Genomic DNA, 18,743 nt, shown 5'->3' with positions numbered 1-18,743 from the left:
ATTAGTTTCATTACTATAAACTAATTATCGAATTAGTTGCAACCACTAAACTAAATAGCTAAAAAATGGGTTAGAATGAGATCGTAGCTGCCGCTACGACCGAGGAGCAGAGATGAAATCACCACAACAGCGTGCCACGCGGGGACGCCCACCAACCATCACACGCCAACGAATTGCCGAGGTCGGCATTGAAATAGGCCTGCCAAACATCACTTTTGTCGGTGTTGCGGCCGCCCTGGGGGTGAGTCATATGGCGCTGTACAAGCACCTGCCGAGTTTAGAAGCGCTCAAATCGCTGGTCGCCGAGGAGATATTCAGTCGCTGGCAAATCCCACAACCCGACAACAAACAGCCCGAAGAACTGAAGGACTATCTGATCGCGTTTGCCGCATCAATCCGAAAGTTCATCAAGGCATATCCTGGGCTGGCACCCTATGTGTTCCGTCGGTTGGCGGCTACTCAACCCATGATCACAAAGATCGATGAGCACCAAAACCACATCGCAGGCAGCTATGATCTTTCAAAGGAACAGGCTCGCTGGCTGCTCGCCACGGTGGCATTTCACTGCATCGCGGTGTCGGACACGGTATATTCGGTCGCCGATCGAGAACCTATCGAGAATGCAGACCGCGATGCAGAAGAAAGCGAAATGGAGCAAGAACTGATTCGCGGGATGCATGCACTCATCGTCGGTGCTCTGGTGATGCTGGAGAACGGGACCGCAGTTTAAACATGCGCGACCACGGCGCTGGTCCTAAAGGCCATGACGTGCCAGGCTCTGGTCGCCCCTAAAGACTGCAATAGCAAGATTCACATGTTTTGCAGCATTAAAATCGGCAATGCTTAGTTAGTGTATTGTCGTGTCACTGGCGGTTTCACGATGAGCTTGAAAGGATGACAAAAATTGGCGCGGCATGTACTTAAGTTGGGGCACCGAGAGTGCCCCAATTGACAATGAGTGACAGATAGAACTTACCGACTTGAATTCAAAACTATCGCCCGATGCAAGTCAGCACTCACACATGAATGACTCTTCGATGCTCCCTGCTGGTGAACTAAAAGTCCTAATTCAGCAGAGCCGATGTGAAGTCGAGATGATTGAAGCGCCCGCCTAAATCACCTCGACTCTGAGCACAGCTCTTCCAGTCGTTTACAAACGCAGCACCGTATCGCAGCGCTTTTCAATCAGATAGGGGTCATGACTAACGAATAACAGCGCACAACCTTGCTCTTTCGCTAAATCAACCAATAGTTCAATCACCTCCTTGGCAATGATCGGATCAAGACGAGACGTCGGCTCATCCGCAAACAAGAATACCGGCTCGAGCAGCATTGCGCGCAAAATGGCAAAACGCTGCAGCTCTCCCCCGGAAACTTCCGTGCTGCGGCGCTCTAAAAGCTCTGGCGCTAAGTTTAATTTACTCATTAAAATCGCAACTCGCTGGCGCTCAATCTGATGAAGTTTAACCAAGTCTTCCAACAACACCCCAAGCGTGACACTGCAAGTCAATGCAGCGGGAGGATCTTGAAACAGCTTCAACCATTGATAAGGTTTAGCCTCTTCACTCAAGCGCTTGACCGAACCTTCAATCGGCTTTAGCAAGCCCAGCAAAGTATCACCTAAGGTGCTCTTGCCACAGCCACTATCACCCACCACGCCCACCACCTCTCCAGAGTGAATGGTAAAGTTGATCCCATTTGACAGCGCAAGGCCATTGCGACCGATCGCTAAACGCTTCGCTTCAAGTACTGGCTTCTTCTCAATCATCGGGTAGTCACGCGCTTTCCAATGACGAGGATCTGCCGCAATCAGTAATTGGGTGTATGCATGCTGTGGATGATTTAAGATTTGTTGCGCACTTCCCTGCTCAACCACCACCCCTTCCTTCATCACAATAATGTCCCCGCCAATCTGACGAGCAACTTCAATATCATGAGTGATGGTAAGCAAACCGCCACCTTGGGCACTGTTCATCAGGACTTGAATAATGTCATCTCGACGACTAACATCAAGCCCCTTGGTCGGCTCATCGGCCAAAACAAGTTTTGCGCCTCCCGCCGTTGCAGAGGTCACAGCTAAGCGCTGTGCCATACCACCAGAGAGTTGTCCTGGCCGTTTTAAGGCACTGCTTTTTAGGCCAACTCGCTCTAAATCTTTTAGCGCGCGATAAAATGCAGCCTCTTCATCTAAATCATGTAAGCACTGGTACACCTCTGACACTTGCTGGTAAGCTGGCATTAAAGGATCGAGGGCACGCCACGGTTCTTGAGGCAGCATAATCACCTCCCTCCCCCATAAGCTTATCAGCGACTTGCGGTCGTGAGTTTGACCGAAGACCTCAACCTGACCTTGCTGTGACAATTCACTGGGGAGTAAACCAACAATGGCTTGAGCTAATAAACTTTTACCTGAGCCAGTTTGACCCAGAATCGTCACCGGTTTGTCTTGATATAGCTTAAATGACAAGGGCTGCAGCAGCTCTAGCTGTTTTGTTTTAATCGAAAGATCAGTCAGCTGAATTAAGAGGTTCACGACTCGCTCCTGCCAATAAATGAAAACCTAGCACCAATAGAGCGACCACCAGCAGCGGTTGAGCCAATATCCACGGCGCTTCAATATAGAATGGGAATAACTCAACACTCATCAACCCCAGTTCTGCTAGTGGGGGCTGAATCCCAACAGCCACAAAACCAAGTGATGCCATCATTAAGATCGCGTTGGCTCCCCCAAAGGCCGCCATCGTCGAGACCGAAGGTGCAACTGCAGGCCAGATATGGCGCTTAAACTGATACCACTTACCAAAGCCCATCATGACCGATACTTGTCTTTGCGGGCTATCTATTAAGGTTCGAGTAATGGCCCGTGTCACGCGATAGTACTCAAGCCATTGAACCAATGAGATGGCAAGGTACATCACCAAAAACGAACCCGGAGCTATCGCGGACAGCAATAACACAAGTACCAAGCCAGGTAGAGCCAGCAAGATATTCACTAAAATATCCAGGCCTTGTTCAATACGTCCCCCCGCCCAAGCGGCGCAAACCCCCAGTGTTACCCCCAAAATTGAAGCGCTAAAGACACACAGCAGCCCCAGCGTGAATGACAGACCAATCGCACTGGCTAAACGCGTCATCATGTCTCTGCCAAAATGATCGGTGCCCAACCAATGCTCAGCATTAGGATAGAGTAAACGACTGGAGAGGTTTTGTTCATCAATACTATAGGGAGATAAGCCCCCCACCAGTATCGAGAAAATAAACAAGCCCAGTAATATCATTAAGCCAATCTTTTGATTGATATTAAATTGCTTCATCATTTTTCTTGTAAGCCTCTGGGATCAATCCAATAACACAGCACATCAATCAGGCTGTTTAGTACAACAAACAGAACACCCATTGTCAGCGCACAACCTTGGATAAGCGGTATATCTCGAGCAAAGATTGCATGCGCAAGTCCATGCCCAATTCCGGGCCAAGAGAACAGAGATTCGATCATCACAATCCCTTCGATCACACTCACTAACTGAATACCGATAAAGGCAACAATTGGCAGCGCCATATTTCTCACCCCATGGCGGAAAAAGGTTTGCCCTTCGCTTAAACCCTTTACCCGAGAGAACTGATAAAAAGCCGAACCAAGCACCTGACCAACACTGCGGTGAACCACTCGATTTGATACGGCGGCCAAGCTGATCGCCAAGGTAAGACTTGGCAGAACAAGGTGTCGCCAAGTACCAAAACCAGCAACCGGTAATAAGGGCCATTCAATCGCCAACAACAGAAGCAGGATCAGGCCCAATACAAATACTGGCATCGCACGAGTGAAAGTAGAGAACCACACCACCAATAAATTCAATACACCGCGCTTTTTCGCGAATACTTCCTTGGCGGTTAAAGTGCCTAAAGGCAGCGCAATCGCCACTGATAATGCAATGCCAAAACCAGCAAGCAGTAATGAGTGACCCAATTGATGCAGTACCGTTTCACTCACAGGCAAGCCACTCACCAGTGAATTGCCTAAGTTGAACTGCATAAGGTCTGATAACCAACTGAGGTACTGACCAAACCAAGCTTGATCCAGATTCAATTCTTGGCGAACAAGTTCTGCGGCCGCTGAATCAACATTATCTTGCCCGTAACGGCTGGCCGCAATTCGATAGGCCATGTCTCCCGGTAAACTGCGCATTAAAATAAAGGTCAGTGTACCGACCCCCCAAGCAACCAAGATCAATTGATATAAGCGCTTCTTAGCTAGATCCCACAACATGACTTGCTTCCCTATTGCTCGAAGTACATCTGATTAATAAAATAATTGCGCTCAAAAGGGTCAAACTTAAAGTGCTTCACTCGTGTATTAACCGATGTATATTGGCTGTAGCTTGAAATGGGTAACACCGGTGCATCTTGATAGATTTCTTGCGCAACCTTCTGACTCAGCTCAAATGATTGCTCAGCGTCATTTGATTCAAGCAGCTTAGCAATCGCGCGGTCTACACCTGGGTTACTCCAATTCATGGTTCCCCAATCTCCCCCTCCATTGGCAAAGTCACTACTGATAATCGGTAGCGGATCGGCACTAAAACCGAAGTTACGTGCGATAAGCGCCATTGCTAAGGAGCCATCCGTATGGCCTGCGGGGATCATGCTGGAGTTGGTCACATCGACCTTAAGCGCGACCCCCAATTTGGCCCATTGCGCCTGGATCACGGTGGCAACCAAGGCTAACTCTGGGCGATCTGCGTAAGTCATCATGGTTAGTTTAAATAGCTGACCAGCACGCTCTAATAAGCCTGACTCATTCCGTTGCCAGCCCAATTTTGCCAATATCGCCTGTGCTTGCTCTAAATGGTATGGATTGTTATCAATACCTTGAATAAACCACTGTGACATCGAGCTGGGCATCAGCTGCGCAGTCTCTGAACCTTCTGCATGCAGTACATTTTTAGCAATTGCAGCTCGATCCAGCGCCATGCTCAACGCTTGGCGAGCCTTCGGATCCCGCAGGAATGGATGGCCTGCATTGAGCTTCACAAACATGGTTCGTGGGATCAGGTTATGATGAACCTTAACTTCACCACTGCCTTCAAGTTGACTAAGCATCGAAGGGTCTAAAGTGAACACAATATCGGCTTCTCCCGATTTTGCTTGCAAAATTCTGCTCTCCGCACGATGACCCGTTAAGTAGCTTACAAAACTGATCTGTGCCTTCTGCCCCCAATACCCAGCAAATTTTTTCACCATCAGTTTATGAGGTGGTGAAAAGCTCTCCATTTGATAGGGACCTGAGCCATAAAGCGCATCAATCGTCCCATCAGGCTTGTAAGATTTTTCAGATAAAATGGCATTGGAGTAGTTGGTGAGCAAAGCAGCAAAGGCGGCATAAGGCTTGGCTAAGTCAATTTTGACTTCGTTACTTTTCACTGCGCTAATATGCGTCACTTGAGCTTTATTCAAACTGCCGTGCTTCTGCTGTGCATAACGAAGAGAGCGCACCACGGCTTGCGCGTCGAGTTCGCTTCCGTCGTGAAATTTCACGCCTTTACGCAGAACAAACTGCCAGCTCAAACCATCATCACTTCTTTGCCAGTGTGTTGCCAAACCAGCTGTAAGAGTGCCTTGAGCGTCCACATTGAGCAGCGTTTCAATCACTTGCAGACGCGTTAAAATGTAGCCTTGTTTAGAAGGATCTAAGCTAGAGATCTCCCAAGGGCCACTAATCGACAAGGTATTAGTTTTATTGGCTACCATTAACTCTGCTGATTTTTCAGAGCTGGTAAATGTAGTGATGGCAATGATTGCTGCGACAATAAGCATGGCAGACAAAAGGCCAAGTTTACGTTTCTTGTGTCGTACATAAGATATTTCGGTCATAACAAGTCCTAACGTGTTTAATTTAACGCTATATAAATGAATATTTTTTAAGTGTTCTCGAGTGAGAAAAAGTTAGGCCGATGGTGGTGGGGAACGAGTTCGTGGAAGCTCTTTATAACAAACCACTGCCTCCAAGGTATTAAACCGAAGGAAACATTGGCCACTATCTAAACAAGGCTCTGAATCGATAGTGCAGCTTAAGGCATTCTGTATCGCATCATAAATTTCACACTGGTGATTTTCATGAACATCATGGTCCACCTCCATTGCATGGACAAGTGAAAGACTACTCAGCCCAATAGGGAGTATGAGCATCACGAGTAATAGCAATTTATTGAGTTGGAACTTGCTGAAATTAAACACGATAAATACAATGGAAGAATATAAAAATGTTATACTATAACATTTTGAACTAAATCACACCTAACAGATACAATTAATGGTATGCAAAGGTAAGACAGCTAGCATTTGATACACTAAATGGCTATTTGAAAGAAGTGTCTACAGAAGAGGAGCAACCACTCTTCGATTATTTTCGCTCCACATATCCCAAATAGTAAGCTGTCTAGAAAACTCGTCCATTGAAGTTCCTGATTTACTGAATACCAATCTATATAGTCCAAATATTTTGGATAATACCAAGTGGATCAATTTTGCATGCTCGGTGACCTACGCAGAGCCCCCGCAGGCGCTGGCCCCTCGTGAGCACCAGCCAGCCCATGCTTTGAATGTTTTTGTTTCCTGTGAAGTTAAGTGCAATGAATAATAATTTTATGCGACTCCTATGAGGGTTAACGCCTCGCATAAGCTAATGTTGGAAGGCTTGGGCTTGTTCTTGAATGTTACGAATGATTCCCTCTTTTTCCATCTGTTGCAACGCGGCTGTGAGGGGAGCGACCAAGTGTTTATTCTTGACGTGAAGGTAATGAAACGATTGAATTGAAACTAACGTTGGCTCCAAAATAACCAACCCTGTCAGCCCTAATTCTTTCAGTGTCATCAATCCTGTAGCGCGTGATGTCACCACGACATCACTCCTTCCAGACTCAAGTTTCCCAAAGGCTTGCCTATATGTCTTCACTGCTTCCGATATTGTCCCTTCAACAAGGTTTACTTCAATCAACTTGATCCCACGTAAATAACCCACTCGGTAAGGGAGGAGGCTTTTCCAGCCGTCGACCAGGAATCGCTTGTCTTTTGTAATCGCCACAAAATCAGTCACCGAGATGGGAACTGGGAGCCTGAGTAGATTGGGATATAAGTGCTCTATCCCTGCCTTGCGGAACAGCTCTCCATCCACATTACCATCATTCGCGCTCCGAAGGGCTCGATCGCCGGGGAGTGGTCGTAACACCATTGTGATACCAATTCGCCTGTAGGCCTCCATCATCACTTTCTCGGCAACGATTTTAGTGGCATTTTCACCCAAGAAGGTCGAAATAACGACTTGTTGCGCGTGTGCAACTCCAGCGCTTGTCAGTAGAACACTCACCACAGCAATGACCAACAAGTGATATTTCATGAGCATATCTCTTTTTTTATTTGCATTGTTTATCGTTCGCGCTGGTACGAATTGGTATAGACACCAGCTCTTCCCTATATAGTTAATAGTTCATTCCAAGCAGAAATTCCTTGTTTACTTTTTAGCGTTTAACCAATGCAACGGATGTTCCATTAAGGTCAGAAAGATAGAGAAGAGACTCACTCTCACATTATGAGCAAAGGATCCAATGGCTTGTGGAAATAAGAAATAAAAGAAACAGAATATAAACGGCCCTTGCCGTTGCAGAAACCGAACAAAAATGACACCAAGTTAGGCATGCCTGTCGGTCAGGTCACTGAATAAAAAAGGTAAGAACCCGAGATAACTGCATTACACCTTTGAAAATGCTCAACAACGCCACTCTAACTCAAATTATTTTCGTAAAAAATTGAAAGCATATAGTAGCGTTTAATATTTTCCTAACACTCATCATCTTTAGGAACAACGCTTAATAGACATGCTCTACTGCCAAAAAGTGCCACCAGCTCCCGATAACGACAACCGATTAATTTAGCCATTACTAAAAACCTCAGCAATAAAAAAGCCCCGTAACAACTGTCGCTGGAACTATAAAGTGACATAAGGACCTGCGTTACATCTAATGCAAATCCAAAATTTGAACCATAGTTTGACATAAAATGGAACCATAGTATGGCATAGTGCATTTCGTATATCTGCCGCCCCCCAAACACACTTTTGGACAAAAGCTTGCTAGAGCATTCACTTATTCAATTGGTAAGGCCTGAACCTGAAAATCAATCAGCAGCCGTCATTGGAATGCAAAGGCGCTAATCGGCCGTTGTATTTTAAACATTTTCAGGAAGCGCCCTGTGCGAAGCCGCATGCAGGGTGTTGTGGGAGGGAGCCTAGATACCTCCGGCTACCCGATTAACTGGCTAAACTTCAAACGTGAGAAAGTGCATAAGTAAATCAATATCAACTTGCTCAGACAGTGTGTAATTTCCCCCAACTAAACCAAAAATTGCAGACTGCCAAAACTTTAGAGCGGCTTCATTGCCAATTAGCACTCGGATTTGCCATTGACCTGAAAACTGCGCTGTCACCAATTTCAGAGCTTGTTTTCCGACACCTTTTCCCTTGAACTTTCGTAGTACAAAGAACTGCTCAACATCGTAAAATTGCCTGTTAGTTGGGTACTTTCGAACCAGAACAAAACCAGCTAACTCAGTATCAGCGTAAATAAAGTATGGAACATGATCTTCCTGCTTCCAATATACATCCAAGCTGCTTTTATTAAACGTAAAGTGACCATTCTCATTCGGAGACCAGCCCATATGCTCAGACATATCATAAATATAATATGGGAACAGACTCTCAAGAATATGACGAGATTTTGCTCCAATTTTTACTAGAGAAACTTCCATTTTAGTCCTTGCCAGTTAACGCTTTGCTCACCGACACAAAAACGAAGCGTAGCAGTATGTGTCCGAGTGCAGTAACTTTTTATGCCTTGCTTACACCAAACCACGATTTGAGCTTTAAGCTCCATTTTTTTTCGTAGAATGGCTTAGTTTGATTTATAAAGTATTGGCTAAGACCAGAATCATTTTCATTGACTCTGTAGAGATCAACAGGCTCGCCTTTGGGCGCGGTATCGCCAGCTACGTTGCCTGCTTCTCTCATAATCTTTTCAATATCACCATCTGCCTCTATACCAACTATTAGATGTGGTTTCTCGTCAATAGATGTGTCATGCATGAGTGCTAGATAAGCTTTTCTAACATTGCTATGTTTTGCCAATAGCTGGGTAAGTGAGTCAACCATTTTTGACGGGTAATTAGAAGGCTGCCCCAGCAGAACCTTAGTTTCTTTCTCTACCATTCTCTGAGAAGGAGCCTGACTTATGCCTATAGATAACAAGTGTGCCACTTCTTCAGGAACAAACTCTTTTCCGTAATCTGATTTGGGGTTAAGAAATAGCGTAGCTCCTTGAGTCATTTCAAACAAAGAGCGTACTGGTAGGGCCAAATATGATTCTTCGCTATTGATTGATTTTTGCAACACTTCTAGCGAGGAAAAGAACGGAATTACAGGTGAGCCATCTGCCTTTTCCCAATGCTGTATTTGAATTTTATCAACCGCTTCGGGATTCACTTCTCCGTCCGAGCCCGACATTCCAGTTGTACCAAGCACAAATATCTGTGAGCTTAGTAGTACTTCACAGAATTGTGGCCGATGGGCTGGCTCGTCAGCAGCTAACCTTAAAATCTCTTCTAGTTTATTTTCTTCGGTTATTTCCACGATTCTTCCTTTAGGCATCAACGCCCGATTAAGGTGTGAAGCACGCTGCCGCAGAACTCAATTTGACTAACGTAAACACTGAATTCAACCCAAACCAAAAATGCCAAGCGTGCTGAATCACTCTTAAATTGCTTGTGTACGCCCAGCATGGGCATGAACTAATGAGGTGAAAGTCCTCTGTAGGAAGGTCACCGTTTAATAATATTTTGATTATTAAACGCTAACTACTAGCGAATGGCAAGGGCATTGCCGCGAGGGAATGTCTGAAGGAAGCCGGACGCCTTTTTATCTAAAGAGAGGGCGAGCTGATGAACAAGAACATCATATGAGGCGTAGGCTGGAGGCGAGTTGGCACAAGACAACGAAGCCATGTGATCTAACAGCCACCGTAAATGATGCAGCAGCGCAGAAAAAAGAGAAAGTGCATGTTCTACTTCTTATAAACAAAGAGTGGGAGATCTGCTTAGCAAGCGATCGTTTAACTCACTCCATGGCGATATCAGCAGACGGCGTTTTTTTAGATAAAAAGTCCCAATGCCGTTCTATTGTGTAATGGTTGGGACATGGTGAAGGCTTGAACCTGAAAATCAATGAGGAGCCTGTGCAGCTCATTGTCTCCGTATCCGACCGGACTTAGGAACGGTGGCGCAAAAAAACAGAAGCCATCATTGGAATGCAAAGGAGCTAATCGGCCGTTGTATTTTAACCGTTTTCAGGAAACGCCCTGTGCGGCGCCGCATGCAGGGTGTTGTGGGGGCTGGAGGTTAGATACCTCCGGCTACCCGATTATGGTGCATAGCCTAGTGGCACCGAAAATAATAATGTTAGAAAACCAACAATGTAGATGGCAAAGAAAACCAACATAAATTTGCCCAACGTTGCCAGCCCTGAGTCATTTAGCTCTCGCCACTCTCTTTTAAAGATAAACTTCATGAACGTAATATTGCTAGAAAGTGAATTATTCATGATGAGGCTTGGTTTACCCATAGATTCATATTTTTCGGGATGCCTAGTTTCTAATATTTTGAATAGTCGGTAGCAAAGGAAAAACCAGACAAATACCGAGCAAAATAAGACTCCGAACATTATTGGGAACACTTCTTTCACTTCATACTCCTTGAACCATAACGCCTCACTAAGAGGCAAAAAATAGTTGGTTAAAATAAGCGACGCAGGAGCAAAAACCAACTGTTTTTTTGTCCTTTTGAGTGACTTGTGTACGCCCAGCATGGGCATGAACTAATGAGGTGAAAGTCCTCTGTAGGAAGGTCACCGTTTAATAACACTTTGATTATTAAACGCTAACTACTAGCGAATGGCAAGGGCATAACTGCGAGGGAATGTCTGAAGGAAGCCGGACGCAAACCTGCGAGCTGATGAACAAGAACATCATATGAGGCGTAGGCTGGAGGCGAGTTGGCACAAGACAACGAAGCCATGTGATCTAACGGCCACCGTAAATGATGCAGCAGTGCAGAGAAAGAGAAAGTGCATGTTCTACTTCTTATAAACAAAGAGTGGGGAGATCTGCTTAACAAGCGATCGTTTAACTCACTAGCTTGGCCGCTAGTTCAACAGGCCCGGCACTTAAGCCTCATCAACTTAAGTGAGCAAACTCGATGAACAACGATAGCGCTAGTTGGGGCAACTCAATTGGTGATTAAGTAGAAGTCAGCAGACGGCATAGTAGCCCAACGCCCATCGTAATGGTTGGGACACGGTGAAGGCCTGAACACTTAGAATAAAGGAGGAGCCTTGTTAAACTTGAACACCCATTCGCCGACCGGCGTAGATGCGATTCAGCGTATTAACCCGCAGCCAGCCTTTAGCCAACATCTATTTGAACACATGCTACAACGTGAAAATATTCTGCGTGCGTGGCAGCGTGTTCGAGCCAATAAAGGGGCGGCTGGCGTAGATAACATGTCCATTGACGCCTTCCCTGCTTGGGCAAAAGCACACTGGAAACAGGTGGCGGCGGAACTGCGCTACGGCCAGTATCAACCTAAACCGGTACGCCGTGTGGAGATAGATAAACCCGATGGCGGGAAGCGCCTACTGGGGATCCCAACCGTGCTCGACCGTGTCATCCAGCAAGCCATTGCCCAAGTGCTAACGCCTATCTTTGACCCTAGCTTCTCAGCGAACAGCTTTGGATTTAGACCAAACAAGAATGGGCAACAAGCGGTGAAACAAGTGCAAAGCATCATCAAGCAAGGCCGACGTTTTGCGGTAGATGTGGATTTATCTAAATTCTTTGACCGAGTTAATCATGACTTATTGATGAGTAAACTGGGTCACCGAATGCAAGATAAGCGCTTACTTAAGCTGATTGGACACTACTTAAGAGCGGGTTTTATCCATAACCAGTGCTATCAGCAAACTCGAGAAGGTGTACCACAAGGCGGACCATTATCGCCCTTGCTGGCCAATATCATGCTCGATCCATTGGACAAAGAGCTGGAAAAGCGAGGGCATAAGTTTGCTCGTTACGCCGATGATTTTACCATTTTGCTGAGAAGTCAGCGTGCGGGTGAACGAGTGCTTACGAGCATTAGTAGCTTCTTGCAACGGCGCTTAAAACTTGTGGTTAATACAGCCAAAAGTCAGGTGGTTAAAACGGCGAAGAGTAAGTTCTTAGGGTTTACTTTCAGCGGGACGGCTGCAAATCCATGCCAAAACGCTACACCGGTTTAAACAACAGCTAAAGCGCCTCACCAACCGAAACTGGGGCGTCTCGATGACTTACCAGCTCGCTAAAGTGAGCCAATATCTCCGAGGCTGGATAAACTACTTTGGGATCGCGAATTGCTATCAACTGTGTGTCGATCTTGATCATTGGGTAAGACGCAGAGTACGAATGGCCTATTGGCGACAATGGCGAAAACCGAGAACCAAAGTGAGGAATCTCATGCGCCGAGGGGTACATGTTCAAGCCGCAGTGGCGTGTGGTATCACCAGTAAAGGCCCATGGAGGAGCTCGAAAACACCGGGGATCCAACAAGCATTATCGAATGCTTACTTGAAATCCCAAGGTCTATTTGCGCTACGAGATGGATGGATAAAGCTTCACTATTCTAAGTGAAACGCCCTGTGCGGAGCCGCATGCAGGGTGTTGTGGGGGCTGGAGGCTAGATACCTCCGGCTACCCGATTATGAGGCTTTACACTTGTTTTTCTTTTAGTTTTTTTAATGCAAATATTCCCCGTTCAGAAACTGTACTTGATGAATCCGAGGAAAAGATATTTGCAAGTTTCAATGAGTAATCACCTAGGTTATCTAATTCTTTTATGAGCATTTCAGCAGCAATTCTCCTCACTATAGAAGAACGATCAACAGATGCATTTTTCAATACACTCAAAAATTCAAAACTTACGGATAACTCTCTCTCTGAAATAATTGGCATCATACGGCCTTCACAATACCTAATATCAGTCCACTCCCACTTCCTTCCTTCAAACCAGGTCATTTTACCTTCAAATTGACACCTATACGCTTTAGCACGAACAGCAGGCTGGACTGAAGCATTAGCGATTTCATTTAAGCTTTCGTCAAGTACAGAGGTTCGCCCAATTTGAGCGAGTATAGTAGTTAAAGGTCCAGAGACATCAAATATGATTTTTGATTTAATTGCATTCGCAACCTCTTCTTGGGAAATAATGTCAAGCAAAGCCACTTTATCAGATGCTTCTATTCGCCCCCAAGAATTCCAGTTTGATAAGACCAGACATAAAGACTCAGCGACATGGATAGGATCTGTGAGTTTTGCTATGTGAGGTAGTTTTTCTCTGGCTGCTTTTCTGACTTCTGGAACCCAGTCATTTAACCTACGGAGAGTTAAGGTAAAGAAAAAGCTATTTGGAGCGCCACTTGATAAAGTACGTAATGCCTTTTCTCGTTTGTAACCATCCCAATTACACAAGTCAACCCACGTCAAAAATGGTGCAGAGTTTAACCAAATTTTCCACTTTGGTTGCGTTGAAGTTTCCATTGCTGAAGAAAACTCACTACGAATTAATCTTTCCCAATAATCAAAGTTGGATAAGGGCAAACTAGAAGTTGCATTTATAAGACGTGACATATCAGCAACAACTTTACTACTAGAGTTAATAGATATTGCAAAGTCTTTTACTGCTGAGACTACGGTCTCTTCCAAATTCAAACGAATCTCCATGTTAACTTTGCCTCATAACGCCTTAATAACTGGCGTGTAGGTTGGTGTTATTTTTGCGTCTTTTTCTTTTGCAAAAATGATGACAACCGTAATACGTCCAGTTGATTAACTTGTTGAACGAAGCCGCTCTGCGGCAGAGTGCATAGCACCTGATATCTCATACTCAATGTGACACGGCCAATCGGTCGTGATGAACCGGAGTATGCAGCATGAACCCTACCCAACAACATCGTTATCATGTTTTATATAAACAACACCTTACCAATTTAACCTTACAAGGGAAACGACCAGCCACCATTGATGCGTACTCGCGTGCGGTACGTCGGATTTCTGCCCACTTTGACCGCTCCCCCGATACCTTAAGCACCGCTGATTTAAAGGCCTATTTTGCTCAACTGATTCGCAGCCATTCTTGGAGCACCGTGAAGCTAGACCGCAATGGCTTGCAATTTTTTTATCGCTACACCCTCGAGAAACAATGGCAGTGGCTAAACATTGTGAAGCCTCCTCAAGTGAAGCGCTTACCCGATATCTTAAGCCCTGCGCAAGTCGGCTTAGTGATAAGCATGACGTCGCAACCGCGCTATCAAGTCTTCTTCTTGGTGTTGTATTCCATGGGGCTGCGATTGAGCGAGGGCTTACACTTAAGTATTCATGATATTGATAGTCAGGCCATGCAAATCCATGTGCGGGATGCTAAAGGCGGCAAAGACCGCTTCGTGCCCATGCCGCGTCGCACCCTTCAGGTTTTACGTCACCATTGGCAAAGCCATCGCCATGCTCGTCTGCTGTTTCCACGCCAAGGTAAACAGGTGGATGTGCCTATGGATAAAGGCGGCGTACAAAAAGCCTTGAAGCGGGTATTGCGCGATTGCGGTATTCATAAACCTATTAGCCCGCATTCGCTGCGCCATTGTTATGCCACCCATCTGCTTGAACAAGGCTTGGATTTACGCTCCTTGCAACACTTGCTGGGACACGCCAGTTTAAATACCACTGCACGTTATACCCAGTTGACCCAAGTGAAGCAATTAGATGCCGTAAAGGCAGTGAATAAACTCACTGACTCTCTCACACTCATGTGGCCGTAACCATGAGCACCTTTATTGATTTACTTCACCAACATGAGGCCGAGCTTGCACCGCTTTTAAGGGCGGATGCTAAACGGGCAATGTATGCCATGCTGCGTTGTAAAACTGAGCAACAAGGTCACAGCCTTTGGCAGTGTGAACATTGCCCGCATCAAGACCAATTGACGCTGTCTTGCGGCCATAGGCATTGCCCGCAGTGCCAACACCATTGCACCACTGGCTGGTTAACTCGCCAACAACACAAGCTGCTACCCACGACTTACTTTATGGTGACCTTCACCCTGCCTCATGAGCTAAGGGCTTTAGCCCGCGTGCAGCCTAAAGCCTTATACCAAATCATGTTCAAGGTGGTATCAAGCCTGTTAAAGGACTTTGCCAAACGCCAGAACCAGGGGGAATTAGGGTTTACCGCCGTACTGCATACCCATAGCCGCCAGCGTAACCTGCATCCCCACTTACATGTATTGGTGGCCGGTGGGCGCTATCACCGTGCGAAGCAGCAGTGGCATCACTGCAACAAGAAGTACTTGTTTAACGCCTTTGCGCTGGCCAAGGTATGGCGAGGGAGAATGCTAGATGCGCTCAATCAACACCCAAACATCAAGTTGCCCCCGCATATCCCCACCAAATGGGTGGTCGATTGTCGCAACGTAGGTTTTGGGCTGCCCGCGCTACAGTACTTATCTCGCTACTTGTATCGCGGGATCTTATCCGATAACGACATCATCAGTACCAATAACGACCAAGTGAGTTTTAGGTATCTAGATAGCCAAAGCCACACCACCAAAATCCGCACCTTGCCTACCTTAAGGTTCTTAAGGCTTATCTTGGCGCATGTATTGCCCAAGGGATTACAGCGGGTGAGAGATTATGGTTTTTTACGGGGCAACGCCAAACACATATTGCGGCGCATTCAGTTACTCCTGCGAGTGCCGCAACGCGTGAACCTCGCCGCGCTCCAAACCGACAAGCACAGCGCGACCCGGCCATGCCCTTGCTGCCAGCACCCCATGCACTGCACAGGCGTGAGTCGAACGAGCTAGCCGAAAGGCGAACAGGATAAGGAGAATGGCAGGGCTTAACATGAGGATGAATACATAAAAAAAATAACAGCTTAGCATCATGTATGACAGGTAAAGGCTTAACGCCATTCACCCAGTCTTAGCCAAACTCGCCTTGTAAAAAGTAACAAGGCCTTGGCCCCGCCAACATCAATACCGTTATTTACTATAGAAGGGAGCATCGGGCTTGTTCAACACCCGAATAAGGTGGCGGCTACGCGACACCTATTCTTATTTGTTATGAGTTTTTTCATACAGGCCATTCGGTGTGCTCTCGTGAGAAAGCTGGTTCACAGTTAACAACAAAGTTGGACAAATATGTAATTACTCCCAACCAGCACCTACTTATTTAATTCTTTAGCTATATTGAAAGGGCTCCACTTTACTTCTGTATGAGGTGTTTTTCTTAATTGGAGGGGCATTCCACCATTAGTATTAGGAAAGCGAGATACCACGGTTTTAAGACCTTTCGACATTGCAAGAACAGCTTCTCTATTAATCCAAGGACTATTATGGTTGTTATCACCAACAATAAATAATGCAGAGTCACAGCCCGTCATTACGTCTTTTATTTCTTTATCTATAGCATGATCCCCATATGCTGAGACGTCATTTTCAACAAAAACAAAACTACCTCTGACAGGGCCTCCATGTGACTGTGTAAAACTATTAATGCTACGACTTATTTCTCGATCATTAAAATTGTAAGAAACGAAAATTCGATTAGCCATTTCATACTCCTTTATATAATTACAAACATCACTATTTACTAAGGGCGCTAAATAATTCGATAAAACTTTCGAGGAGCTAGCTCTAGCCAATATTTTAGCGTCCGTTTGAGTAACTTATATTTATTTCGCATAATCTCGAATTGCAGCAACAATACTTTCAGTATTCCAACGCACGTCAACTATAGAACGACTAGATACCGTTGTTGAAATTCTTTCTTGCCCTCGAGGTATGACTCCAATAATTGGAATATCAAGATCTATAGCTTTGTCCAACTCCCACTCCATCCAATCGCTGTGACTTGCATACATACCTGCAAGTCCAAGAACGATATTTGAATTTCCAATTTTGTTTGCTAATCGTTGTTTGATGTAAGAGGCGTTAGTGGAGTTTATTGGTTCATCTTTACTAACTTCTTCAAACTCTACATTAAAGTAACCTCGCTCATTTAATAAATCACGTAAACTTTCTAATACATCAGAATTTTGCCATGAATGACTAATAAAAATATGGTATGTTTTTGCCATTATTAACTCCTTGTTAACTCGATTAATTTTGCTTTATTTTCTTGAAAAGTATCCTTTTCCCATTGCGCTTCAGCTAGTGACAAGAATAATTTTTCAAACATTTCACCTTTATCATCATCACCTAGGCCGAAATAGCAATTAGATAGTGTGGCTACTGCCCATTTGACTTCCGAACTGCAGTTACCATCATGAACAGAATCTTCTACATTTTCTAGAATTTTAATGATCTGCTTGCGAGCTTTTTTAGCTGCAATTATATAATAGATTTTTTCATCTTCATCTTCTTCAACATCAGACATCATATCTAGACAAAGCGCGTAATTTTCCCCTGTATAATAGTCATTTCTTATCTGGAATCCTTTTTCGTAATATTTTATAGCTCTTTTTAAACACTCAATATCAGAATTAGCAAGCCACATTCTTTTATAAATCGCACCAGTTAAGCCTAGTGTTTCAGGATCATTTGATTCCCCATCAGGGGCTAGTTTTTCAATAACTCTTAGAGCATCTGCCAAAGCGGTTGCCTCAGAAGGTACTTTTGACTTATAAATAGATAAGGCTTGTTGTTGAAGGAAATAATCTTCAGATGGTACTGCTTCTGCTGCTTTTTCCCACAATTTTGTAGCTTCAACAAATTCATCGTCCAACATATGATCTTTTGCCTTTTCAACGATGGCAAAAATGTGTGTTTCTCTTTCCGCTAAATCACCAATAATTTTTTTATATTCAGCTTGTGGGATCTTAGGAGGATTGATGTCTTTAATGAAATCATATAACGGACTGTCAATAAATGAGTTTTTAGTTACTTTGTCAATTTTTTCAGCCAATGCTGTTTGACAACGTCGAGCTTCATCTGCACCAATATCTTCACCTAAGTGTTTATAATGAAATATTCGAGTGTGATCCAAATCAAAAGGAATTTTTCCTTCTTCTTCCTTTATCACGATAGTTGAATATGGTCTAACAGCGTGGCGGATACCTAACTCATATATAGCATTTGGATTAAAAGTTGAAATATCAGCAACTACTAGCTCTGCCTGCATAAGAAGAGCATACATGCTTTTATCAATTAAACCTGCATCTTGTATTTCGTCAGCTCTGACACATTGATATCCAGAGGACTCAACTGCTGGTTGAATTATATTCTTATATGTTTTATCTAAATCTAATGTTTTGCCTGTAGAGTAATCTGTTTTTTTCCCAAATCCCATTATTACAAAACATATCTTCTTTAATTTTGCCACGATAACTCCTTGTGAACTCTGTGATTAACTCATAACGCTAAGTAGGTCGCACGTGCGGCCTATCCCGTTCAATGAGCGCGCGGCCTATCACAAAAAACATGACCTTCATCACATTCGCTCATCAATTAGTGATTTGATATTAACCCATTGTCTACCATAGTTTTTTACTCGGCATCAATCAATCGTCGATCCATTTCTTTCATTGATTGCTTTGACAAATGACGCAAACAAAACCAGAAAC

General features: G+C 44.7%; 15 protein-coding genes and 1 pseudogene. 4 read left to right on the top strand and 12 right to left on the bottom strand.

The window, feature by feature from the left end:
* The first annotated feature begins 112 nt into the window (after positions 1-112).
* Complete coding sequence (locus ACRRSX_RS03095; RefSeq protein WP_432454685.1) at positions 113-730, top strand: TetR/AcrR family transcriptional regulator; 618 nt, start codon at positions 113-115, stop codon at positions 728-730.
* A gap of 420 nt (positions 731-1,150) precedes the next feature.
* Here the strand turns inward: ACRRSX_RS03095 and ACRRSX_RS03090 are convergent, their stop codons facing one another.
* From ACRRSX_RS03090 to ACRRSX_RS03055, 8 genes are all read right to left on the bottom strand, one after another.
* Positions 1,151-2,533, bottom strand: coding sequence for an ABC transporter ATP-binding protein (locus ACRRSX_RS03090; RefSeq protein ID WP_432454686.1), 1,383 nt, complete (start codon positions 2,531-2,533; stop codon positions 1,151-1,153).
* The gene (locus ACRRSX_RS03085; RefSeq protein ID WP_432454687.1) at positions 2,508-3,317 is read right to left on the bottom strand and encodes an ABC transporter permease; all 810 of its coding nucleotides are present in this window, start codon (positions 3,315-3,317) and stop codon (positions 2,508-2,510) included. Before ACRRSX_RS03085 ends, ACRRSX_RS03090 begins: the two co-directional genes overlap by 26 nt.
* Positions 3,314-4,267, bottom strand: coding sequence for an ABC transporter permease (locus ACRRSX_RS03080; RefSeq protein ID WP_432454688.1), 954 nt, complete (start codon positions 4,265-4,267; stop codon positions 3,314-3,316). Before ACRRSX_RS03080 ends, ACRRSX_RS03085 begins: the two co-directional genes overlap by 4 nt.
* 11 nt (positions 4,268-4,278) lie before the next feature.
* Entirely contained in the window at positions 4,279-5,871 is a 1,593-nt protein-coding gene (locus ACRRSX_RS03075) for an ABC transporter substrate-binding protein (protein WP_432454689.1), read from the bottom strand.
* Between the two features lie 808 nt (positions 5,872-6,679).
* A complete protein-coding gene (locus ACRRSX_RS03070; RefSeq protein WP_432454690.1) occupies positions 6,680-7,393 on the bottom strand; it encodes a substrate-binding periplasmic protein in 714 nt (237 codons plus the stop codon).
* Positions 7,394-8,310: 917 nt separating this feature from the next.
* Positions 8,311-8,799, bottom strand: a complete 489-nt coding sequence (locus tag ACRRSX_RS03065) for a GNAT family N-acetyltransferase (protein WP_432454691.1) — start codon at positions 8,797-8,799, stop codon at positions 8,311-8,313.
* A gap of 79 nt (positions 8,800-8,878) precedes the next feature.
* Complete coding sequence (gene sseB / locus ACRRSX_RS03060) at positions 8,879-9,676, bottom strand: enhanced serine sensitivity protein SseB (protein WP_432454692.1); 798 nt, start codon at positions 9,674-9,676, stop codon at positions 8,879-8,881.
* A 786-nt stretch (positions 9,677-10,462) separates the two neighbouring features.
* Positions 10,463-10,783: a hypothetical protein gene (locus tag ACRRSX_RS03055; protein WP_432454693.1), complete on the bottom strand. Its 321-nt coding sequence runs from the start codon at positions 10,781-10,783 to the stop codon at positions 10,463-10,465.
* A gap of 648 nt (positions 10,784-11,431) precedes the next feature.
* Between ACRRSX_RS03055 and ltrA the strand changes: the two are divergent.
* Positions 11,432-12,761, top strand: a pseudogene (gene ltrA, locus ACRRSX_RS03050) (group II intron reverse transcriptase/maturase).
* A 78-nt stretch (positions 12,762-12,839) separates the two neighbouring features.
* Here ltrA and ACRRSX_RS03045 read toward each other — a convergent pair.
* Positions 12,840-13,850, bottom strand: a complete 1,011-nt coding sequence (locus tag ACRRSX_RS03045) for a hypothetical protein (RefSeq protein WP_432454694.1) — start codon at positions 13,848-13,850, stop codon at positions 12,840-12,842.
* Between the two features lie 209 nt (positions 13,851-14,059).
* Between ACRRSX_RS03045 and ACRRSX_RS03040 the strand changes: the two genes are divergently transcribed.
* Positions 14,060-14,941 carry a site-specific integrase gene (locus ACRRSX_RS03040; protein WP_432454067.1) on the top strand — a complete coding sequence of 294 codons (882 nt, stop codon included), beginning with the start codon at positions 14,060-14,062 and terminating at the stop codon, positions 14,939-14,941.
* 2 nt (positions 14,942-14,943) lie between these two features.
* The gene (locus ACRRSX_RS03035; RefSeq protein WP_432451860.1) at positions 14,944-15,984 is read left to right on the top strand and encodes an IS91 family transposase; all 1,041 of its coding nucleotides are present in this window, start codon (positions 14,944-14,946) and stop codon (positions 15,982-15,984) included.
* A 359-nt stretch (positions 15,985-16,343) separates the two neighbouring features.
* On the opposite strand, the gene ACRRSX_RS03030 is transcribed toward ACRRSX_RS03035, so the two are convergent.
* From ACRRSX_RS03030 to ACRRSX_RS03020, 3 genes are all read right to left on the bottom strand, one after another.
* A complete protein-coding gene (locus ACRRSX_RS03030) occupies positions 16,344-16,733 on the bottom strand; it encodes a TIR domain-containing protein (protein ID WP_432454695.1) in 390 nt (129 codons plus the stop codon).
* Positions 16,734-16,853: 120 nt separating this feature from the next.
* The gene (locus ACRRSX_RS03025) at positions 16,854-17,258 is read right to left on the bottom strand and encodes a TIR domain-containing protein (RefSeq protein WP_432454696.1); all 405 of its coding nucleotides are present in this window, start codon (positions 17,256-17,258) and stop codon (positions 16,854-16,856) included.
* Between the two features lie 2 nt (positions 17,259-17,260).
* On the bottom strand, positions 17,261-18,502 hold the full coding sequence (locus ACRRSX_RS03020; RefSeq protein ID WP_432454697.1) for a TRAFs-binding domain-containing protein: 1,242 nt from the start codon (positions 18,500-18,502) through the stop codon (positions 17,261-17,263).
* Positions 18,503-18,743 lie beyond the last annotated feature (241 nt).

Source organism: Agarivorans sp. QJM3NY_30, assembly GCF_050870855.2.
GTDB lineage: Bacteria > Pseudomonadota > Gammaproteobacteria > Enterobacterales > Celerinatantimonadaceae > Agarivorans.
The sequence above is the reverse complement of the archived record's forward strand: the minus strand, read 5'-3'. Positions and strand labels throughout refer to the sequence as shown.